An 18,140-nucleotide genomic window follows, 5' to 3' on the forward strand; every position below is an offset into this window, starting at 1 on the left:
GCGATATTTCGAAAAAAGGTAGAGGAGCATTAATTATTAGTATAATTGATGCTCCTTTTATTTTAGAGATGGATCGATAGAACCGTCCCGATAATTCCTGCTAACATAAAACGCCTTTCTTAATGATTGCTCCATTAAGAAAGGCGTTTTTGAGGCCAAAAGCTATTCTTTAACATTCTCCTCTACCATATGCCTCAGCATACTAAGCTTATTATCCCAGAATTGCTCGAAATAGGAGACCCATTCTCTTACTTCTGCTAACTGCTCGGGTTGAAGGGAGTAGATTTTGCTACGGCCGACTTTGCGATCACTGACCAAGTTTGCATCTGATAAAACATTCAAATGCTTGACGATCGCGGTCCGACTAATTGAGAAATGCTTACTAATTTCTTTAATGGAAGCGTCGTTTTTAGCAAGTAGCATCAGCATTTCTCTTCTGGAGGAGTCTGCGATTGCCTGATAAACATCATGCTTAGGCGCTGCCGACATTAGGCTTCTACAACCTTACGCAATCGATCGTTGACGATGCTTTCCCAGCCGTTGTTCATCGTATTGCGGGCGTCTTGCTGCGTCTTATCGGTTGGTTTCATGATTTCATCTGGATGACCCCAGCCATCGTGAATGAGTGTGAATTCCGTCTTGTCTTCTACTTCTTCTAATAAAAAGTGAATCACCCAGCCCTGATTTCCCCACGAGAAGGAGAGTTCTTTTGGTGGGTTCACCGTTAAGACTTTACAAGGGGATGTTTCAAAAGGGGTTTCTAGCTCAAACTCATGCCCTTCTACAGCCTTAAAGTCGTTTGGCATAAACCATTCTGCCATGCCTTCTTGAGAAGAAACAGCTTTCCAAACTTTTTCGATGGGCGCTTGAAAGGTTACTTGCTTTTTGATTTGTGGTACTTTGTTTGTTTCACTCATATGGATCCTCCTCGATATAACACCATTTGGTTTCATGTAGATTATAACACCATTTGGTTATATATCAAGTGGTTTTGTAGTGAGTATAAGGTGGGGCAGATACGATTAACCTCTTCTACCTTTGTTAGTTGATCAAAAAAGTAACAGAAAAAAATTACTTAATTTGGTCTTTTCAGTCAAGCAGTCATTTATTAGTATAGTATGTTTAGGTATCATATAAGGAGAGATACATATATTGGGTGCTAGTAGTTTCATCCTTTCTTTATTCTATAAGATTTAACAGAATCGGAGGTTTCCATTGTGAAATCGATAGTTAAGTTCGTTTTCTTATGCATGATTCTTTTTACAGGAGGTTGTCAGATGGGAAATGAACAACCTATCACGGATCCCGAAAAAGTGTCTGCGGAAGATTTACCTGACACACGAGCGATGCAGGATGAATTTACTAGAAGTTTCTTGAAATCTACGAAAGAGGTAGAGGAAGGTTATTATTTATTTCAGTCTGGTATCGATCGATTTGAGATGTATTTTCCGAACTCAGGTCTTATCGGTGAAAAAGGTTATTATGGGAAAAAGGGATCTGAACAATTTATCATTGGTATAGAAGAAACTCATTATGAAATCGGAATTACGATGGAGTATGCTCGTTTTCCACGAAAAGAAGACATCGAAACAAGTTTATCTGTTTTAGAAGGAAAAATGGATGAGAAACGAGATGTTGAAAAAGTAATGCAAGAGGGTAGAGAAGCTTATTATGCGAAGTTTACTAATGATGATCTCTTCGGATATAGCGCATATGTCCAAAATACGAATGAAACTGGCGGAATTTTTATTACCTATTCGATAAAATGTCTGGAAACAACAACAGAATGCGATGAGGAAGATGCATTTATTAAATGGTTGAAGAGTATTAAATTCAAGGAAGAAGAGCTTAGTGAAAATAGTGCATAAGTCATCATATGAGGAGTGAAACCAATGGATTTAACCCCTTCCGACCTAAAAACAAAAGATATCTACAAACTACTAACTGGCTCCGTTGTTCCAAGGCCGATTGCCTGGGTATCAACCGTGTCTGAAGACGGCGTTCATAACTTAGCACCATTTAGTTTCTTTACCGTTGCTTCCACAAAACCTGTCATTCTCGCAATATCTATCGGTCAGGGATCAGGTGAGCGTGAGGGTATGGAGAAGGATACGCTCGCAAATATCCGGACTCAAAAAGAGTTTGTCATCAATGTGGTGTCGAGCTCTCTTGGAAACGAAATGCAAAAAAGTGCAGAGAACGTACCTGCGGAAGTCGATGAATTTGAGCATGCTGGGTTAACACCGATCGATAGTAAGACGGTGCAACCGAAGCGGGTGAAAGAAGCGGCGATTCATATGGAATGCAAGCTCCATCAAATTATTCCGCTTGGATCTAATGCCCTTGTTCTTGGGGAAATGACGCACTATCATATACAAGATGATACGTATTTAGGTGACTATAAAGTCGATCTCGAAAAGCTTTCACCACTCGGACGGCTTGCTGGAAACTATAGTGAGAGTAAGGAGTTTTTTATGTTACCGAGGTGAGGTAAACAAAGGTGCTTTCATCACATGCTTTCTAATTTGCATCACTCTGGGAGTCCTTGATTAGATTATGGAATTCGGAGCGGTATGAATCATGTGAGTGGAGAACGGAATGAATAGATACAGTTGTGAAAAGCATACGAGATTCGCAGAAATAGTCCTTTTCTCTCATGAGAAAAGGACTATTTTCGTTGAATGCGTCGAAAGACATAGAAAAGGAGGGGGAAGAGAGGGTATTCTAGGTTTAGAAATTAATGGAAGATATGAGAGCGATCATTTCCTGCTCGACAATACAGCGGCTATACCTAACTAGACGTACACATAGACTTCATTTGTGGTGAAACGAGGTTTGGTCGAAAAGGAGGTTGCGGTGCTAAACGAACTAGAAGAATTTAAACGTTATTTAGAGCGTACGAAGTATCGGGCAGAAGCCGAGGCGTTGGAAGCGTATCTAGGAAAGGTAAGGGAAGCTAGATTTGATATCGATGATAGTAAACGAGTCTTTGATCACCATCATTCGGCTTACTCGTCGAATTGGGTTGGAGAGGCACGTGAAGCTTATGAATCGCTTATTGGAGAACTCGAACAAGCCTCTCAAAGTTTGTATGCGGTTCATGAGGAACTGACCTCTGCGATTAACGAAGAAATAGACCGACTTCTTCAGAAAGCGGAGGGCTTGAAGTGACGAGAATAGCAATTAAACCAGAACAATTAGACCAGCTAGCAAGCGGCATCCAGGATGCCGAGCGAAAAGCAGATGAAGCGATTAGCGATTTTAAATGGAACTATCAATCTCTTCTAATGAACATCACGGGCGCGAACACCGGTAAAATTGATGCCCTTCAAGCGGAGTTGCAATATGAAATGCGCAAATACCGGGACAAGCTCCATGACCTACAGGCGGCAGTGAAATTAACCGAGAGAAAACTGACAGAAGAAGATCACTCGCTTTCGGCAAAGTTTGGTCTTATGGCATTAAAATTTAGTGGTTTAAACAAGTTGTTTCAGAATAATGATCCTATCACGGGAGAAGCATTAAGCTGGAGTGAACGTCTTTTTGGAAAAAATCCACTGAATGCTTCATACGGTGGTGCATTTGGAGAGATGTTTCCAGACCTGCAATATGCCTTAAACCCAAAGGTGATTCAGAGTAGGATGAAGCAAACGTATGAAAGTGTCGTGCTCGATCCTTTATCAAAAACGACGACTTATCTAGACGATGTCCGCCAGGATGTGTCGCATAGTGTGGTCAGGTACTCAAACTATGTGGATCGCTGGTGGGGAGAGACGCAACAGAAGGTTGATGAAGTAAGTAATACAACGTGGGATTTTATGGGTGATGTTGTAGAAGGTGTGCTGGATGGAAGTGGGAATGCAGTAAAGGATACATTTGAAGGGATTTTTCATGAAGGGTTCCTTGAAACAATCCGTCGTTTAAATCCTGTGTATAGCGTAACGAAAGATGTGCCTAAACTGATAAGCTTATCTAAAAGCGTTTATGAAGATCCAAAAGGCAGTTTTCAAAAAGTAGTCGATGTGCCGAAATACATGTGGCAGGGTGTTAAAAAAGCCTGGGATCGAGATGTCGTAAACGGAGATGCGTCCAGTCGAACAGAATTTTTCACCTATGGGCTGACCACTATCGGTATAGGATTGTTAGGAGATAAAGGTCTCAGTAAAGTTGGAACAGCCGCGAAGACGATTGATAAAGTCAGTGATGCAGCCAAACGTGTTAAGATTGAAGGAAATGGTTCTCAGCCGGCATTAGCAGGAGTGAGTGCTGGGGCGGCTTCTAAAGGTGGCCCACCTTATAATGTGTTGAATGATCCGGTTTCGCGGATTAAGACTGAGATTGATCGGGTTTATGGTGGGAAGGGTAGTAAAAATAAAGCACTTACAGTAAATGATTATCTTGACGAAATAGTCGTATCTGGTAAGGTCGATGCTACTAAACTGAATAAGCTTAAAAATAGTATTCAAAATAATGTTTTTAGTGTAGAGGAACTTTCGGAGATTAGAGAAGAAATGACAAGATTAGGTATTGCTTCTAAGTATGATGAAGCTTTATTAAAAATAGATTTTGGTAAGTACCTTAGAGGACTAATAGGTGATCCACCTGTAAATATGGTAAATCCACATGCTCACCATATATTATTTAAAAAAGGTTTGGGTGACTCTCAGCAAAAACTCGTCCAAGAAGGACAACTAATATTAAGGAAGTATGGAATAGATCCGATAATCGGTAAAGAAAACTTAGCTTGGGCACCAAATAGGATTAGTGGACAACACAATATTGATGCATTAGAACATGTGGTAAACCAATTGAGAGCAGTAGATGAGGCTGGTGCAGATATAGATGATATTATTGAAATTTTAGAGGACTTAGGAAAACAAGCTGCAACTAGAAAGTAAAAGGAGGAGGAATTAATATGGATAAGACACAAACTGCGAAAGAAATAAGGACTGCTGTTAAGCGTGACCAATTAAATTCGGTAAAAGATTTGCTTGAGAAAGAACCAGAAATGTTAACATGGATAACTCCTTTTGGCTCATGGTTGCATATAGCTGCTGCACATGGAAATTTAGAAATAATTCGATATCTTATAGATGTTGGCATGGATATTAATATACAGGGAGGGACTTTCTCTACAAATGCCCTCGAAAGAGCTGCGGCAAAAGGGAATTTAAAGATTGCTGAATATCTTATTAACAAAAATATAGAGTTTGATATTAGCGAGCCGGATAGAAACCCTTTATTTGCTGCGATATATGGAGGTCATTTAGATGTTGTGAAGTTATTGGTTAACAATAATTTCGATATTTCTATAAAATACTCTGGTGACAACATGGAAAATATGGATGCCCATGCCTTTGCTGTGGAAAGAGGACAAATAGAAATCGCAGAATATTTAAGGAGTAAGTTGAATTAATAAGTTGAAATGTTTTTAGAAAAGGGAGTGCTATTCAATTATATAGCGCTCTTTTTGTTATGGATTATTAACTTAAACTCGATGCGAAGATATGCTTATCGGAGAACTCGAACAAGCCTCTCAAAGTGTGTATGTGGTTCATGAGGAACTGACCTCTGCGATTAACGAAGAAATCGACCGACTTCTTCAGAAAGCGGAGGGCTTGAAGTGACGAGAATAACGATAAAACCAGAACAATTAGATCAGCTTGCAAGCGGCATCCAGGATGCCGAGCGAAAAGCAGATGAAGCGATTAGCGATTTTAAATTGAACTATCAATCTCTTCTAATGAACATCACGGGCGCGAACACCGGTAAAATTGATGCCCTTCAAGCGGAGTTGCAATATGAAATGCGCAAATACCGGGACAAGCTCCATGACCTACAGGCGGCAGTGAAACTAACAGAAAGAAAACTGATGGATGAAGATCGATCGCTTTCTGCTAAGTACGGCCTTATGGCATTAAAATTCAGTGGTTTAAACAAGCTGTTTCAGAATTATGATCCTATCACGGGAGAAGCATTAAGCTGGAGTGAACGTCTTTTTGGAAAAAATCCACTGAATGCTTCATACGGTGGTGTATTTGGAGAAGTGTTTCCAGATATGCAATATGCCTTAAACCCACAGGTGATTCAGAGTAGGATGAAGCAAACGTATGAAAGTGTCGTCCTCGATCCTTTATCGAAAACGACGGCTTATCTAGACGATGTTCGCCAGGATGTGTCTCATAGTGTGGTCAGGTACTCAAGCTATGTGGATCGCTGGTGGGGTGAGACGCGGCAGAAGGTTGATGAAGCGCGGAATACGGCACGGAGCTTTTTAGGTGATGTGGTAAAAGGTGTGCAGGTTGGAAGCGGGAATGCCGTAGAGGATGCGATTGATGGGTTTAAGGAGCTTGAAGCGTTAGCTGAAAAAGCATTTGGACCGAACCTTGCTGTATATCGTGATAAAGAAGATCTCCCTGAATTACTATTTAAAAGCTTAGAAACGATAAACTTCTATAAGAACATCTTTGGTGATCCAAAAGGCAACGTTCAAAAGGTGTTGGATGTACCGAAATACATGTGGCAAGGATTTAAAGAAGCCTGGGATCGAGACTTTGTGAACGGCGACGCCGAAAGCCGAACGGCATTCATTACTTACGGTCTAACATCATTAGGAATTGGAGCAATAGGAGACAAAGGTCTCGGCAAAATTGGAACAACCGCAAAAACGATTGACGACGTTGCGGATGCCGCGAAGAATGTTAAGGTTGAAGGGAAGGGTGCTCAACCGGCGTTAGCTGGAGCAGGTGCAGGGGGAGCTTCTAGAGGTGGCGCTCCTTATAATGTGTGGAATGATCCGGTTTCTCGGATTAAGACTGAGATTGATCGGGTTTATGGAGGGAAGGGTAAGAATAGTAAAAGAGTTAATAGTGGGTATGCATTAGGTAGTCATTTTTTAAATGAATTTAAATTAAAACCTAATGTTAAATATGAAACGAATGGATATCAATATCAAACAGACGATTTGGGGAGAATTAAGAAAGCTTCAGGAGAACTAAAGTTGGAAATGGGTGTACGTGATACAAAACATCAGTTAGCTGCTGGGGGGATAGACCGAATTAAAGCTCCTAGTACTCAAGGAGATCATGGTGGACATTTAATCGGTACGCAATTTAATGGATCTCCACTTATCGATAATATAGTTTCAATGAATGGTAATGTTAATGTAGGTGCTTATAAAAAATTGGAATCTGCTTGGGCAAAAGCATTAAGAGATAAGCGGGAAGTTATAGTTGATATTAAACCCGTATATGAAGGAGATTCTATAAGGCCTGTTAGCTTTAACATAAAATATAGAATTGATGGAGAAAAATTTAATGCTAGATTAAAAAATGTATATGGAGGAAAGTAAATGAATACAGAGAACTTGCAAGAAATTTATCAAAAAGTAGCTGTGCAGTTAAATAATACTATTCCAGAGCCATGGGAAAAAGTGATGGTATATTCAGAAGTTGATGAATATAGTGATTCGACAGTATTTTTTTACTATCCAAAAAATAAGCAGGAACTGATATACAGTTTAGATATTGAAGATATGGAAGGGATTGATGAAGATGAGATTGATCATCAATTAAATCTACTTGGCAGTATCTTTAGAGAATTATGGGAAGAATTCAAAAGAAATAAGCAGGAACCTTGGACTAATTTAACATTTGAGTTATATTCTACTGGTAAGTTCGATGTTGAATTTGATTATACTTTATTAGAGGAAGAAAATAATTATAATCATTATGAGAGATTAATTATATGGAAGTATAAAAAGTTAGGAATTTCCCCTGATGCAAAGAGAGAAAGTGATGTGAAACTAATTAGAGAATATATTAGTACACAAAAATAATCTCTTTTAGAGTTATTGAGGAACATATGACAGATTCCTTGTCCCTGCAACATTACCGAGTTGGTTCCTATGTTGCAATACTTCGAAATAAAGAAGCATTCATTATTCCAATAATGAATGCTCCTTTTATTTATGAGGTGGAATCACCAGAACCGTCCCGGCGATTCCGCGAGCTTATCAAGAACAAATCCAGGATCTCCTAACCTTATTCGAATCCTATGTAACTGATACAAATGCCTACATCACGCCATTAGCAAGACAAGCGATGATGCAAGTGGATCGAAATGATATCTGGTTTAATCTGCAACAAATCGAACGTGGGATATCTGGGAATGTCGGAAAAGCATCGCGCGTCGCCAGCCGAGTCCCTTATAACACCTTCTCGCTCTTCGACGAACCAACCGAAAGTGAAATCGAAAAAAGCCGAAGCAATGAAGCCAACTTGAATCAAATTCGGCGTGAAATCAATCGGTCAGAAAGCGTCCTCCAACAAAAAATGGACGACCTTTGGGGCATTTACAATACGAAGGTAAAGCCGTTTGAGAATACGGATGACGACTATTACGGAAAAGCTCAGAACTTAAAAATGTCCTACACGGGTCTTTTTGAAGGCGTTTGGGACGGTGTGGAAGACCTTTCCTCTGACATTTATGGCTTTGGAAAAGGACTCGTTCTCGGTTTATATGAGATCGGAAAAGGCATCGTCACGGTAGCCAGTGACGCTGGGATCGTGTACACCTCCCATCAACTTCCCGATTCCGTAGAACCCGATTTTCTAAAGGAAGCAGCGGATAAACGAGTCGAAGGCTATAAAGCCGCCGCCATGCAGGCGATCAAGGATCCAATGGGTGTCGCTGAATCAATCACACAATCCTTCTCCGATACCTATGAAGATGAAGGAGTAGCTTATGTCGCAGGGAATGTCTCTACAGCCTTTATCCCATATATCGGCATGGCAGGGAAATCATCCACCCTCGCCAAAGTCGCTGGAAAGATCCCGAACGCCAACTTAAGCAAGGTAGCTGGAAGCAGCAAAGTAGACGTCGCAGCCATCGTGAAAAAGCATAACGCCTTTGAAGGTATCAAGCGTGGCATGGGAGAATTTGTTCAGGACGTTAAAGGTGGCATGCAGGTTGCTGGGAATCCGAATAGGGTGGCTGTTGGGGCGAATGGATCTGTACCGAGTAATGTCGTAAACTCTACCGTTGTACGAAGAGAAATGGATGATTCGATTAGTAGGATTGTAGGGAGTAAAGATTCAGGTATAACTTTCAAGAGTCCTGGAGAATATTTTGACCACATCAATGACATTGGTAAACGAAGTGACTTAACGAATGAAGAAAAATTAGCGAAGATTCATGAAGCGTATGATAGATTAGAAGTAAAAGGCGATGTTACAGTCGTCTCTGATACGAAGTATTTGGAACCTGACGGATTTGGTAAGAATGGTCGAATGTTGATGGATTGGCCAGAGAACATGGGATTTGAAGAAGGTTCAATTCAGACGATTACTAGAAATAACCCTTTACCCGAAAGATGGGATCGAATTGGTGGAAAAGGTGGAGTGAATTTTACTACTTTACCTGATAATGGTGGTCCGTATACTTACAATCAACGTGCTATACCATATCTAGAAAACCCTGAAGCAAGGCACGTAGGAAACTTTGATAATGAATCCTATTTTGATGCTATTGATGCAATTAAAAGTGATAATCTTGAAGATCTGAATCGTATTGTCGTAGCTAATGGGAAAAAGCCATTTTCAGAGGTTGATTTTGACTTGTTAACTTCAGTCTATAAAGAATACCAAGAGGATCTAAAGGAAGTACTTGGGAAGGTTGACACTACTTATGGATTGAAAGGAACTGCTGCTCCATGGAGGAGTCGTTTTACAGGAGAGGAATTAATGGATGGTGGAGCCGAACAAATTGTAACACCACTGAGTGGTGAAATTCTAGAAAAGATCGGAGTTATACCTGAATATTAGGAGGAGTACAATTTATGACGAAACAAGAGTTCTTAAAAAGATATAAGGATGAAAACCTAACTATTGGTGCAGAGTATATGATGGTACTTGATAGTATCACAGATGAACCACTTGTAGTGGGATGTGCATACGATCAAGGGGTGTGGAAAATTTATCAAACAAAAGAGCGAGGTGGCCACTACGTAATTAAAGAAAAAGATACTGAAGAAGAGGCGTTTAATTATTTTTATGAGCTAGTATTAACTTTAAATGACTGGCGTAAAAATTGAAATCACATGCACAATTATAAGCAACTATTGGTCGGCTAAATGCCGACTTTTTTCTTTTTCGAAATAGCCGTCTTGCTGAAGAAAGATATAAAAGAGGAGGAATTATGACAAAACAAGAATTCTTACAAAGATACAAAGATGAGAAACTAAATATAGGAGATGAATACTTGATGGTTCTGGATGCAATAACAGATGAACCACTCGTATTAGGTTGTGTATATAATCAAGGGAAATGGAAGGTTTTTGAAACAAGAGAGCGTGGTGGGCACTTCGTAATGAAAGAAATGGATAACGAAAGTGAAGCATTTGATTTCTTTTATGAAATAGTTTTAAGCCAACATAAAATACAAAGTAACTAAGCACACACTGTAGTCTTTTATCATGGGTGAACAGACATAGGGACAGGTTCCTTGTCTCTTAGCATTGCTAGGATGGTTCTCATGATGCAATATTTCGAAAAACGTTAAAAGAAGCATTCATTTTTCCAATAATGAATGCTTCTTTTATTTATGAGGTGGAATCACCAGAACCGTCCCGGCGATTCTCCTTCATTGGTATTATCAGTTTACAAAAGCAACGCCGACGATGATCAATAGAACGAACAAGACAACAATTAGGGCGAAGCTGTTATTGTATCCAGACATAGTTATCACTCCTGTGATTTTCAAGTTAAGAGGTAATGGATCACTCTCATTAATAGAATATGCAATCGTTTGAAAGGAGTGAGGACAAGTAGTGAAAATAGTCTTTAGTGGTTTAATGTATCGGGGGTCAGGTACGTGCCGGACCCCCTCTTTAGTTCCGGTTCACAAAAAGCTCATATCAGCTGATAATACAATCCGAATTTCGTATCATACCACAATAATTTGCCATGCTTGCTTTTAGGAAGACGTGCTTGTAAATTCCATTCCGGATATTGCTTCATAATTCGAACTTGATCTCCGGTTGCAAAAGCAATAAAGGAGATATAGTGATTTTTAGACATCGGATGTTTGCTAGAAATATACCATTCATTGTCAATATCCATGATGTTAAGTTGGTTTTCAGTTGTTGCTTTCTTTGCTTCTAATCGATCTAATTTTCTTCCGCAGCAAGATATGGAAATATCTCCAGTTGCTAAAGCGATATTTTGACATAATTCACATACAAAGTAATTTGATTTTTTCATATTTCCTCCTACAAAATCATTTGACGCTAAATCACCATCTAAGATACTTTCAATGTTAACTCCTAACAGTTCAGATAACTGTGGTAATAGCGAAATATCTGGATAGCCATAACCTCGCTCCCACTTTGAAACGGTTCGATCAGAAATGTTCATTAGATCGGCTAATTGCTTCTGAGTAAGGCGTTTTTCCTTCCTCAAACTATAAATTAGTTCTCCCACTTTACTATTGTTCATCGTATTCTCCTCCTACTACGCTTCTATCTTATAAGCTAATAAGCTCAGTAACAACAAACGTTCCGTAGAGTTTTTTTATAAAGAAACATGGTGACGATTCGAGATTGAAAAAAGGTCTAATTTGGTCCTAATAGTTTAGGTCATTTTATCGTGGGTGATTCGCACTGATTTTTTCATATCATCCAAAGGTCACGCTTTTTATGAAGCTTGTAAAAATTGTTGGGAACATCTACTTAAAAATAAGAGAACGCTCACTAGCTCATATGAACCAACTTTGATTATATGTCTTTGAACGGTAGAACATTGTTTGAAAATTATGCTAGATTTAAGGCGCGCTGATACATAAAAGAAACATACTGCTTGATAAAAGAGGTTACTACGCTTTGTTATGTCTCAGTTCTCTTTTTGACTTAAAAGACTATTACGTTCTCTTTCGCCTGAATGAAGGTGTTAGGACATAAATAATCAAAAAAGTAGGAGGCATTACTATGTTAAAGAAATCGATTTTAGTTGTTTTTACGTTGGTTCTGTTGTTTAGTGGATATCAATTTGGTCTTCCGTCGGCTCTTGCGATCCCTCCTGGAACACCGTCAAAGTCTGCCGCTCAATCTCAATTGGATTCCTTGACTGTACAGTCTGAAGATTCTATGTCCGGATACTCACGTGATAAATTCTCACACTGGATTGGACAGGGGAATGGCTGTGACACGCGTCAATTGGTGCTGCAGAGGGATGCTGATTATTACAGCGGTGACTGTCCTGTAACGTCTGGTAAATGGTACAGCTACTTTGATGGCGTGCAAGTGTATGACCCGTCTGATTTAGATATCGACCATATGGTTCCGTTGGCAGAGGCGTGGCGTTCAGGAGCAAGTAGTTGGAGCACACAAAAGCGAGAGGATTACGCGAATGACCTTGATGGTCCGCATCTTATTGCAGTAACGGCAAGCAGCAACCGCTCCAAGGGTGACCAGGATCCGTCTACTTGGAAGCCAACGCGTTACAGTGCTCACTGCGGGTATGCAAAGTGGTGGATCAATACGAAGTATGACTATGATTTAAGCCTTCAGTCTTCAGAGAAATCGGCTCTTCAAAGCATGCTGAATACGTGTAGTTATTAATTCGGGTTAGTTGATAGTTTGATCGTTTCGACAAGCTGAGGAGGTGCGCTCAAATGAAACAAAAGTCGTCCATTTTCACTGCAACTCACGGTGTTATGACCGAAGAAGTAGGTGTGATTAGCGGGGAGCTTGAACTGGTGACTTCCTGTGATGAGAAAGGCGGTCTCACGCTTCGCATCACGTATGTAGGAGCAGAGGAGTGGTACACGCTCCCTGGGAAAGAATACCGCTTACACGATGTGCGTGACCATGAAGTCATTCACCGTTTGCTCGTATCGGTGCTTGAGCGCTCTTAAAATTCGACAAGTGACAGGCACCATGCAACCATGCACCATGGACAAGCAACATGCGACGGCTATGGTGCCCTGCCCCTATGTCCCCAGGAACACCGAGCCCGTTGGTGCATTAAGTGTTGGGGAAAGGGATGGTTGAAATTTGATCATCATCTCGAGAAGGTTATGAAATGATGTATTGGAAAATAGAAGGGAGAGCTAATGATGGATTTTTTAGCTCTCCCTTTTGTTATATATTGATATTGTGGTTGAGAAAGTCCTTCCTGAATGCTTTTTTCTTTAGTCAATGATCCCTTAGGTATATAGTCCATGTTATCAGGTTTGTGGTTTCCTGGAAAACTCTCTGTTGTTGTTAAATAAAGCTTCTCTCTGTATGTGCGGTTCATTCATTGTTTGACACCGTAAGAGGACTAATGGCTCAATTATATGCAATGATGTAAAAACTGATTTACACATCGAAAGGTTTTGCCTATACTTTACTTTATAAATCGAAATCGTTTCGATTTATAAAGTAAAAAGTGAGGTGACTTTCTTGAAAGAAAAATATGAACTCCTTTGTTCGTTGAAAGTAATCGAAGTGGAGATTGCGGAACTCGCTCGATATGCACAGGAATTCGATGGATGCTACGATCTTTTGAAAAGCAAATTGGATGATTTATGTGCGTTCATCAATCGGAAAGAGAACATTGTGAAATGGAACCAGTGGAGCGAATTAGAGGAGGTTCAGGAGCTTTCACAGCAGCTGCGTGAAACATCGGTCAACGCTCTATGTGACGTGGAGAAATACCAGTCCATTCGAGCTCAGCAGGTTGGACTCCCAGTTGGACAATACGTGTCGTCTTTGGCGCAGTCTGTTAGGGATGAATACCACAACTTCGGCATACATAGTGAATCAAACGTGCTGTTTATTGGATCTGGAGCATTTCCAACAACAGCCTTAACGATTGCGAAAGAAACTGGTGCTAATGTGATTTGCTTGGACATCGATCATGAAGCCATTGAGTTGTCCAGGGAAGTGGCACGTGCATCGGGGCTCGAAAAACAGATTGCGTTTCTTCATGGTGATATTACCGCACAACATGAATTTGAGACTATCACTCATGTCTTTATTGCTTCTCTTGTGAAAGATAAACTTGAAGTGATCGACGTACTTAAGGAGAAGGTGTGGGAAGGGACAAAGGTAATCGTCAGATTTGGAAACGGTTTGAAATCGATTTTTAATTATCCAATCGATGAGATCATCACAGGTAATTGGCTACAGCGTACTGTCCCTCATGAGAAAAGTGACAGCATTTACGAAACACTCGTACTTGAGAAAAAGAGCAAGGTGATGACATGAGTATACAACATACATTGATTGTCGGTGCAGGTCCTGCAGCAATTCAAACAGCCGTTGCTGTTTCGAAGAGCTGGGAGGGAGAAGTGTCACTAGTAAATCATAATAGTTCTTATTCGCGGGAAGTAAAGAACCAGCTCGAGAAATCTGAAAATGTGATTACAGCCATTGCACCAAATCGACCTTCTCTTTCTGGTAAGGTCAAGATTACGCGTTTTTATGATGGGTTTGCAACCGTTGAGGATCGATTTGACGTGATAATCTTATGCGTTCCAAGCTACAGTTATCATGACGTTCTTCAGGCTCTTCGGATAGAAAAATTAATACAACTTAAGACGATTATTTTATTGTCACCCGTAGTTGGATCGAACGAACTCGTTAGTAATTTGGTTCACGACTCAGGTAGGAGTATTGAGTTGATTAGTCTTTCTACTTATTTCGCTGCTACTAAATTCGTCCCTGACGGTAACCTCGTTTCGTTCACGAAGGCGGTGAAGAAGCGAATTTACCTTGCTACAAACAAAAAAACGGGGCGTGATCTTCGCCTTGTAGAGAAGTTATTAGCGGAAGCTGGTATTGAGACAGTCGTGAAGGAAAACGCGATTGATGTGGAATGTCGGAACATCACCACGTACGTCCATCCTCCGTTCTTTATTAATCCCTTCTCATTAAACGAAATCTTTTCTGAGAAAAAATCCTTGAAATCCCTATACAAGCTTTATCCGGAAGGGCCAATCACGCAAGAAACAATCAGAATGATGGTGAAGCTGTGGAAGGAGATTTCAGCTCTCGTCGTGGAGCTAGGTGGAAATCCAATTAATTTACTTCAATTTCTTAACGACGATAACTACCCTGTGCATGATGAGTCGCTGTCACGGTCTGATTTAGATAGGTTCTGTGAAGTTGAATCTGTTAAGCAGGAGTACTTACTGTACATTCGTTACGCTTCCATCTTGATCGACCCCTTTTCAAAACCTAATAAAAACGGTGCATACTTCGACTTCTCTAAGGTACCGTATAAGCAAATTTCGAGAACAGAATCCGGAGAATGGCGCGTGCCTAGGATCCCGTTCGAAGACTATAAGAATTTAAAGCAAATGCACCGCATGGGAGTAGAGAAAGGTATCAGTATGCCGGAAATAGTCCGATTGATTCAATTATTCGAACGGAAAGCTCACGAATGGCAGTATTTGAAAGGTGAGCGGATAACAGGAATGAGAAGTGAGCAAAGGGTGAAGGTATGAGAAATGGAGTTATTCTTGCCATTCTATCTTCATTGATTTTCAGTATGATGAATGTGCTCGTCAAAAGTGTAAGTGACACCGTGCCAACTTCAGAGATCGTCTTTTTTAGAAGTTTCATAGGAACGTTACTCATCTATTTCTTCATGAAGAGAAGCAAGGTTCGTTTCTCGAGGAAAGGGATTCCATTTCTAATGTTGCGCGGCATCTTTGGAGCACTGTATTTACTAGCATACTTCTATACGATTTCAAAAATTCCACTCGCGGATGCAAGCATTCTCGCACATCTCTCTCCTTTCTTTGCTGTGTTCTTTTCCTATCTGTTCTTAAAAGAACGAGTTTCTAAGCGAGTTATACTGATACTGCCTCTCGTTCTTGTTGGAATTGTATTGTTAACGAAGCCAGGAGCGTACTCGGCGTACTCGCTTTTTGCTCTTGTTGGTGTGGCAAGTGCTCTTTTTGCAGGAGCTGCTGCTGTGAGCATTCGTTTTCTAAGCAAAGCGCATCATTCATTTGAAATCGTATTTTATTTTTTGGCCACTGGTACCCTTATTACCATTCCACTAATGTGGAACAATTTTGTGCTTCCTTCGCCTACAGAATTGTCTATTCTAGTCGGAATTGGGGTTGTATCACTGCTCGGCCAGGTGTTCTTAACGAAGGCTTTTACACATGAAAGTGTTGTTGTTGTTGAAATCGCTCGTTACATAGGGATCGTGTTTAACATACTGTGGGGTTTTCTTTTTTGGGCAGAGGTACCTGATCTACTCACTGTAACTGGAGGGATGCTTATCGTTACTTCATGCATCTTGCTCTCTCGAAAAAAACAGCCAGTCCAAAAGTCGAAAATATCTTTCGTACCGGTATGGAAAAAGTAGTTAAAGGGATAAAAAGTTATTGACGTGAGGTTATCCGATGAGTATAAGTCATCCATTGTAAATAGTAATTATTTCGATTTAATGGAACGACGTCTCGTGTTATGGATTATAGTTTTTTCGGAATTTAAATCGTAATGATTTTGTTTTGTGGGGGTGTTCAATGAATTGTGTCGATTGGTACATAAGAAACTTTTTAACAATTTAATACTAGAGGAGAGAACAATGATGAAAAATAAGAAAACCATAGCGGGACTCCTGCTGATCCTGTTATTAATCATAATCACAGGTTGCACAGATGAGGCAGGAACAGAGAAAAACCAATCAACCTCAAAAGATAAATCATTAACGATTTTATTCAGCTTTGCCTCGAAAACCATTGATCCTCACCAAGATTGGATGGGGGTGCGAGCTGGAATCGCTGAAACGCTTGTAAAACTTGATGATGATCTTGCGATTAAGCCGTGGCTTGCTGAATCCTGGGAGCAGAAGGACGAAACGACCTGGGTGTTTACTCTAAAAGAAGGAGTGAGGTTTCATGACGGTTCACCAGTGGATGGGGAAGCGGTTAAAGCCTCCTTTGAACGTGCCATTGAAGTGAATGAAGCCTTAGCTCCCGCTTTGAAGATCGACAAGATGGAAGCGGATGGCCAGCAAATCACTTTTAAAACAACAGAGGAGTATCCTGCGTTTTTATCGGAACTCGTTCACACGAATGCATCGATCATTAAAGCAGATGCGGATAATATCGGTGAAAAGCCAATTGCTACAGGGGCTTTTCAAGTGGAGAGCTTTTCCTCAGAAGAAGAAATCAAATTGAAGAAGTATCCAAAGTATTGGGATGGAGAGGCCAACGTGGATCATATCAGTATCAAGTTCAATTCCGACGCCAATGTACGGGCGCTAGCGCTTCAATCCGGAGAAGCGGATATCTCGTACCACTTGCCTCCAGAATCATTGGAACCGATTGAGAGTCATAATGAACTGCGTGTTGAATCGGTTGCTAGTTTAAGAGTACATTTCTTTCTCTATAATTCAGCCAAACCTGAACTGCAGGATGTGAAAGTCCGACAAGCCTTGGATCTGTTAGTAAACCGTCCGGTCGCTGTTGAGGAAATCATGAATGGCCACGCTACAGCAGCTAACGGACCATTTAACCCAGACTTCGAATTTGCGAGCGAGAAAGATCCTACATCTTATGATCCTTCGAAAGCTGAGAAGTTATTAAACGAGGCAGGCTATGAGAAAAATGAGGATGGAAACCTGGAGAAGGATGGAAAGCCCCTCGAATTGACTTTAGCTACTTATGAAGGTAGACCTGAACTCCCAATGATGGCTCAATACTTTCAGTCCGAGGCAGCAAATCTTGGTATTAAGGTTAACGTCGTGACAGTTGAAAATATTGACAGTTACCTGTGGGAGCAGCAACAAGAGTGGGACATTGTTACCTATTCCAACTTAACAGCGCCTCGTGGAGACGGTGGTTACTTTCTCAATGTCGCTTATCTGCCTGATGGTTCTTTGAACCCTGGTCAAATTAATATCCCTGAAGTCAATAACATCACGAAGCAGCTTAACAAGGAAGCAGATCAAGAGAAACGAATCGAGTTGCAGAAAAAAGCAGTTGAAAAGATACAAGAAGAGATTTCGCAATCTTTCATTCTTCATCCCCATATTATCGTCGGGGTAAACCAACGCGTGAAAAATTGGAAGCCGGGATCAGAAGAATATTATTTGATTACAAATGAAATGGATGTTGAATAGAAGCAGAGTGGAAGC

Annotated in this window: 20 protein-coding genes; 16 read left to right on the forward strand and 4 right to left on the reverse strand. The window is 40.5% G+C overall.

Annotated features, from left to right (window positions below; genetic code table 11):
• Positions 1 to 162 precede the first annotated feature (162 nt).
• Both IQ283_RS14110 and IQ283_RS14115 read right to left on the reverse strand, forming a co-directional pair.
• The gene (locus IQ283_RS14110) at positions 163 to 489 is read right to left on the reverse strand and encodes an ArsR/SmtB family transcription factor (protein WP_194220775.1); all 327 of its coding nucleotides are present in this window, start codon (positions 487 to 489) and stop codon (positions 163 to 165) included.
• Entirely contained in the window at positions 489 to 917 is a 429-nt protein-coding gene (locus IQ283_RS14115) for an SRPBCC family protein (RefSeq protein ID WP_194220776.1), read from the reverse strand. Before IQ283_RS14115 ends, IQ283_RS14110 begins: the two co-directional genes overlap by 1 nt.
• A 360-nt stretch (positions 918 to 1,277) precedes the next feature.
• Here IQ283_RS14115 and IQ283_RS14120 point away from each other — a divergent pair, with 360 nt between their 5' ends.
• The 10 genes from IQ283_RS14120 to IQ283_RS14165 all read left to right on the forward strand — a co-directional run bounded on the left by IQ283_RS14120 (position 1,278) and on the right by IQ283_RS14165 (position 10,452).
• Complete coding sequence (locus tag IQ283_RS14120) at positions 1,278 to 1,868, forward strand: hypothetical protein (protein ID WP_194220777.1); 591 nt, start codon at positions 1,278 to 1,280, stop codon at positions 1,866 to 1,868.
• 24 nt (positions 1,869 to 1,892) lie between these two features.
• Positions 1,893 to 2,489: a flavin reductase family protein gene (locus IQ283_RS14125; RefSeq protein ID WP_194220778.1), complete on the forward strand. Its 597-nt coding sequence runs from the start codon at positions 1,893 to 1,895 to the stop codon at positions 2,487 to 2,489.
• Positions 2,490 to 2,856: 367 nt separating this feature from the next.
• Positions 2,857 to 3,171: a hypothetical protein gene (locus IQ283_RS14130; protein ID WP_194220779.1), complete on the forward strand. Its 315-nt coding sequence runs from the start codon at positions 2,857 to 2,859 to the stop codon at positions 3,169 to 3,171.
• On the forward strand, positions 3,168 to 4,898 hold the full coding sequence (locus IQ283_RS24170) for an AHH domain-containing protein (protein WP_242057348.1): 1,731 nt from the start codon (positions 3,168 to 3,170) through the stop codon (positions 4,896 to 4,898). The genes IQ283_RS14130 and IQ283_RS24170 overlap by 4 nt, the downstream gene beginning before the upstream one ends.
• 17 nt (positions 4,899 to 4,915) lie before the next feature.
• Entirely contained in the window at positions 4,916 to 5,416 is a 501-nt protein-coding gene (locus IQ283_RS14140; protein ID WP_194220780.1) for an ankyrin repeat domain-containing protein, read from the forward strand.
• 207 nt (positions 5,417 to 5,623) lie between these two features.
• On the forward strand, positions 5,624 to 7,351 hold the full coding sequence (locus IQ283_RS24175; protein ID WP_242057349.1) for a DNA/RNA non-specific endonuclease: 1,728 nt from the start codon (positions 5,624 to 5,626) through the stop codon (positions 7,349 to 7,351).
• Positions 7,352 to 7,837: an immunity protein YezG family protein gene (locus IQ283_RS14150; RefSeq protein WP_194220781.1), complete on the forward strand. Its 486-nt coding sequence runs from the start codon at positions 7,352 to 7,354 to the stop codon at positions 7,835 to 7,837. It begins immediately after the preceding gene.
• Positions 7,838 to 8,102: 265 nt separating this feature from the next.
• The gene (locus IQ283_RS14155) at positions 8,103 to 9,824 is read left to right on the forward strand and encodes a hypothetical protein (RefSeq protein ID WP_206759469.1); all 1,722 of its coding nucleotides are present in this window, start codon (positions 8,103 to 8,105) and stop codon (positions 9,822 to 9,824) included.
• Positions 9,825 to 9,838: 14 nt separating this feature from the next.
• Entirely contained in the window at positions 9,839 to 10,093 is a 255-nt protein-coding gene (locus IQ283_RS14160) for a hypothetical protein (protein WP_194220783.1), read from the forward strand.
• A gap of 104 nt (positions 10,094 to 10,197) precedes the next feature.
• The gene (locus IQ283_RS14165) at positions 10,198 to 10,452 is read left to right on the forward strand and encodes a hypothetical protein (RefSeq protein WP_194220784.1); all 255 of its coding nucleotides are present in this window, start codon (positions 10,198 to 10,200) and stop codon (positions 10,450 to 10,452) included.
• A 201-nt stretch (positions 10,453 to 10,653) separates the two neighbouring features.
• Here IQ283_RS14165 and IQ283_RS14170 read toward each other — a convergent pair whose 3' ends face one another.
• Both IQ283_RS14170 and IQ283_RS14175 read right to left on the reverse strand, forming a co-directional pair.
• A complete protein-coding gene (locus tag IQ283_RS14170) occupies positions 10,654 to 10,737 on the reverse strand; it encodes a YjcZ family sporulation protein (protein ID WP_194222236.1) in 84 nt (27 codons plus the stop codon).
• Positions 10,738 to 10,910: 173 nt separating this feature from the next.
• A complete protein-coding gene (locus IQ283_RS14175; protein ID WP_194220785.1) occupies positions 10,911 to 11,495 on the reverse strand; it encodes a helix-turn-helix domain-containing protein in 585 nt (194 codons plus the stop codon).
• Between the two features lie 488 nt (positions 11,496 to 11,983).
• Between IQ283_RS14175 and IQ283_RS14180 the strand changes: the two genes are divergently transcribed.
• The 6 genes from IQ283_RS14180 (at position 11,984) to nikA (ending at position 18,125) form a co-directional block, all read left to right on the forward strand.
• Positions 11,984 to 12,616 (forward strand): HNH endonuclease family protein, encoded by a 633-nt coding sequence (locus tag IQ283_RS14180; RefSeq protein ID WP_194220786.1) that lies wholly within the window; start codon positions 11,984 to 11,986, stop codon positions 12,614 to 12,616.
• Between the two features lie 53 nt (positions 12,617 to 12,669).
• Positions 12,670 to 12,912, forward strand: coding sequence for a hypothetical protein (locus IQ283_RS14185; protein ID WP_194220787.1), 243 nt, complete (start codon positions 12,670 to 12,672; stop codon positions 12,910 to 12,912).
• Between the two features lie 529 nt (positions 12,913 to 13,441).
• The gene (locus IQ283_RS14190) at positions 13,442 to 14,248 is read left to right on the forward strand and encodes a nicotianamine synthase family protein (protein WP_194220788.1); all 807 of its coding nucleotides are present in this window, start codon (positions 13,442 to 13,444) and stop codon (positions 14,246 to 14,248) included.
• Positions 14,245 to 15,489, forward strand: coding sequence for an opine metallophore biosynthesis dehydrogenase (locus tag IQ283_RS14195; protein WP_194220789.1), 1,245 nt, complete (start codon positions 14,245 to 14,247; stop codon positions 15,487 to 15,489). The genes IQ283_RS14190 and IQ283_RS14195 overlap by 4 nt, the downstream gene beginning before the upstream one ends.
• Complete coding sequence (locus IQ283_RS14200; RefSeq protein ID WP_194220790.1) at positions 15,486 to 16,364, forward strand: DMT family transporter; 879 nt, start codon at positions 15,486 to 15,488, stop codon at positions 16,362 to 16,364. Before IQ283_RS14195 ends, IQ283_RS14200 begins: the two co-directional genes overlap by 4 nt.
• Before the next feature lie 225 nt (positions 16,365 to 16,589).
• Positions 16,590 to 18,125, forward strand: coding sequence for a nickel ABC transporter substrate-binding protein (gene nikA / locus IQ283_RS14205; RefSeq protein WP_194220791.1), 1,536 nt, complete (start codon positions 16,590 to 16,592; stop codon positions 18,123 to 18,125).
• Positions 18,126 to 18,140: the final 15 nt, after the last annotated feature.

Origin of the sequence: Pseudalkalibacillus hwajinpoensis, from assembly GCF_015234585.1 — a bacterium.
Classification (GTDB): domain Bacteria; phylum Bacillota; class Bacilli; order Bacillales; family Guptibacillaceae; genus Guptibacillus; species Guptibacillus hwajinpoensis_B.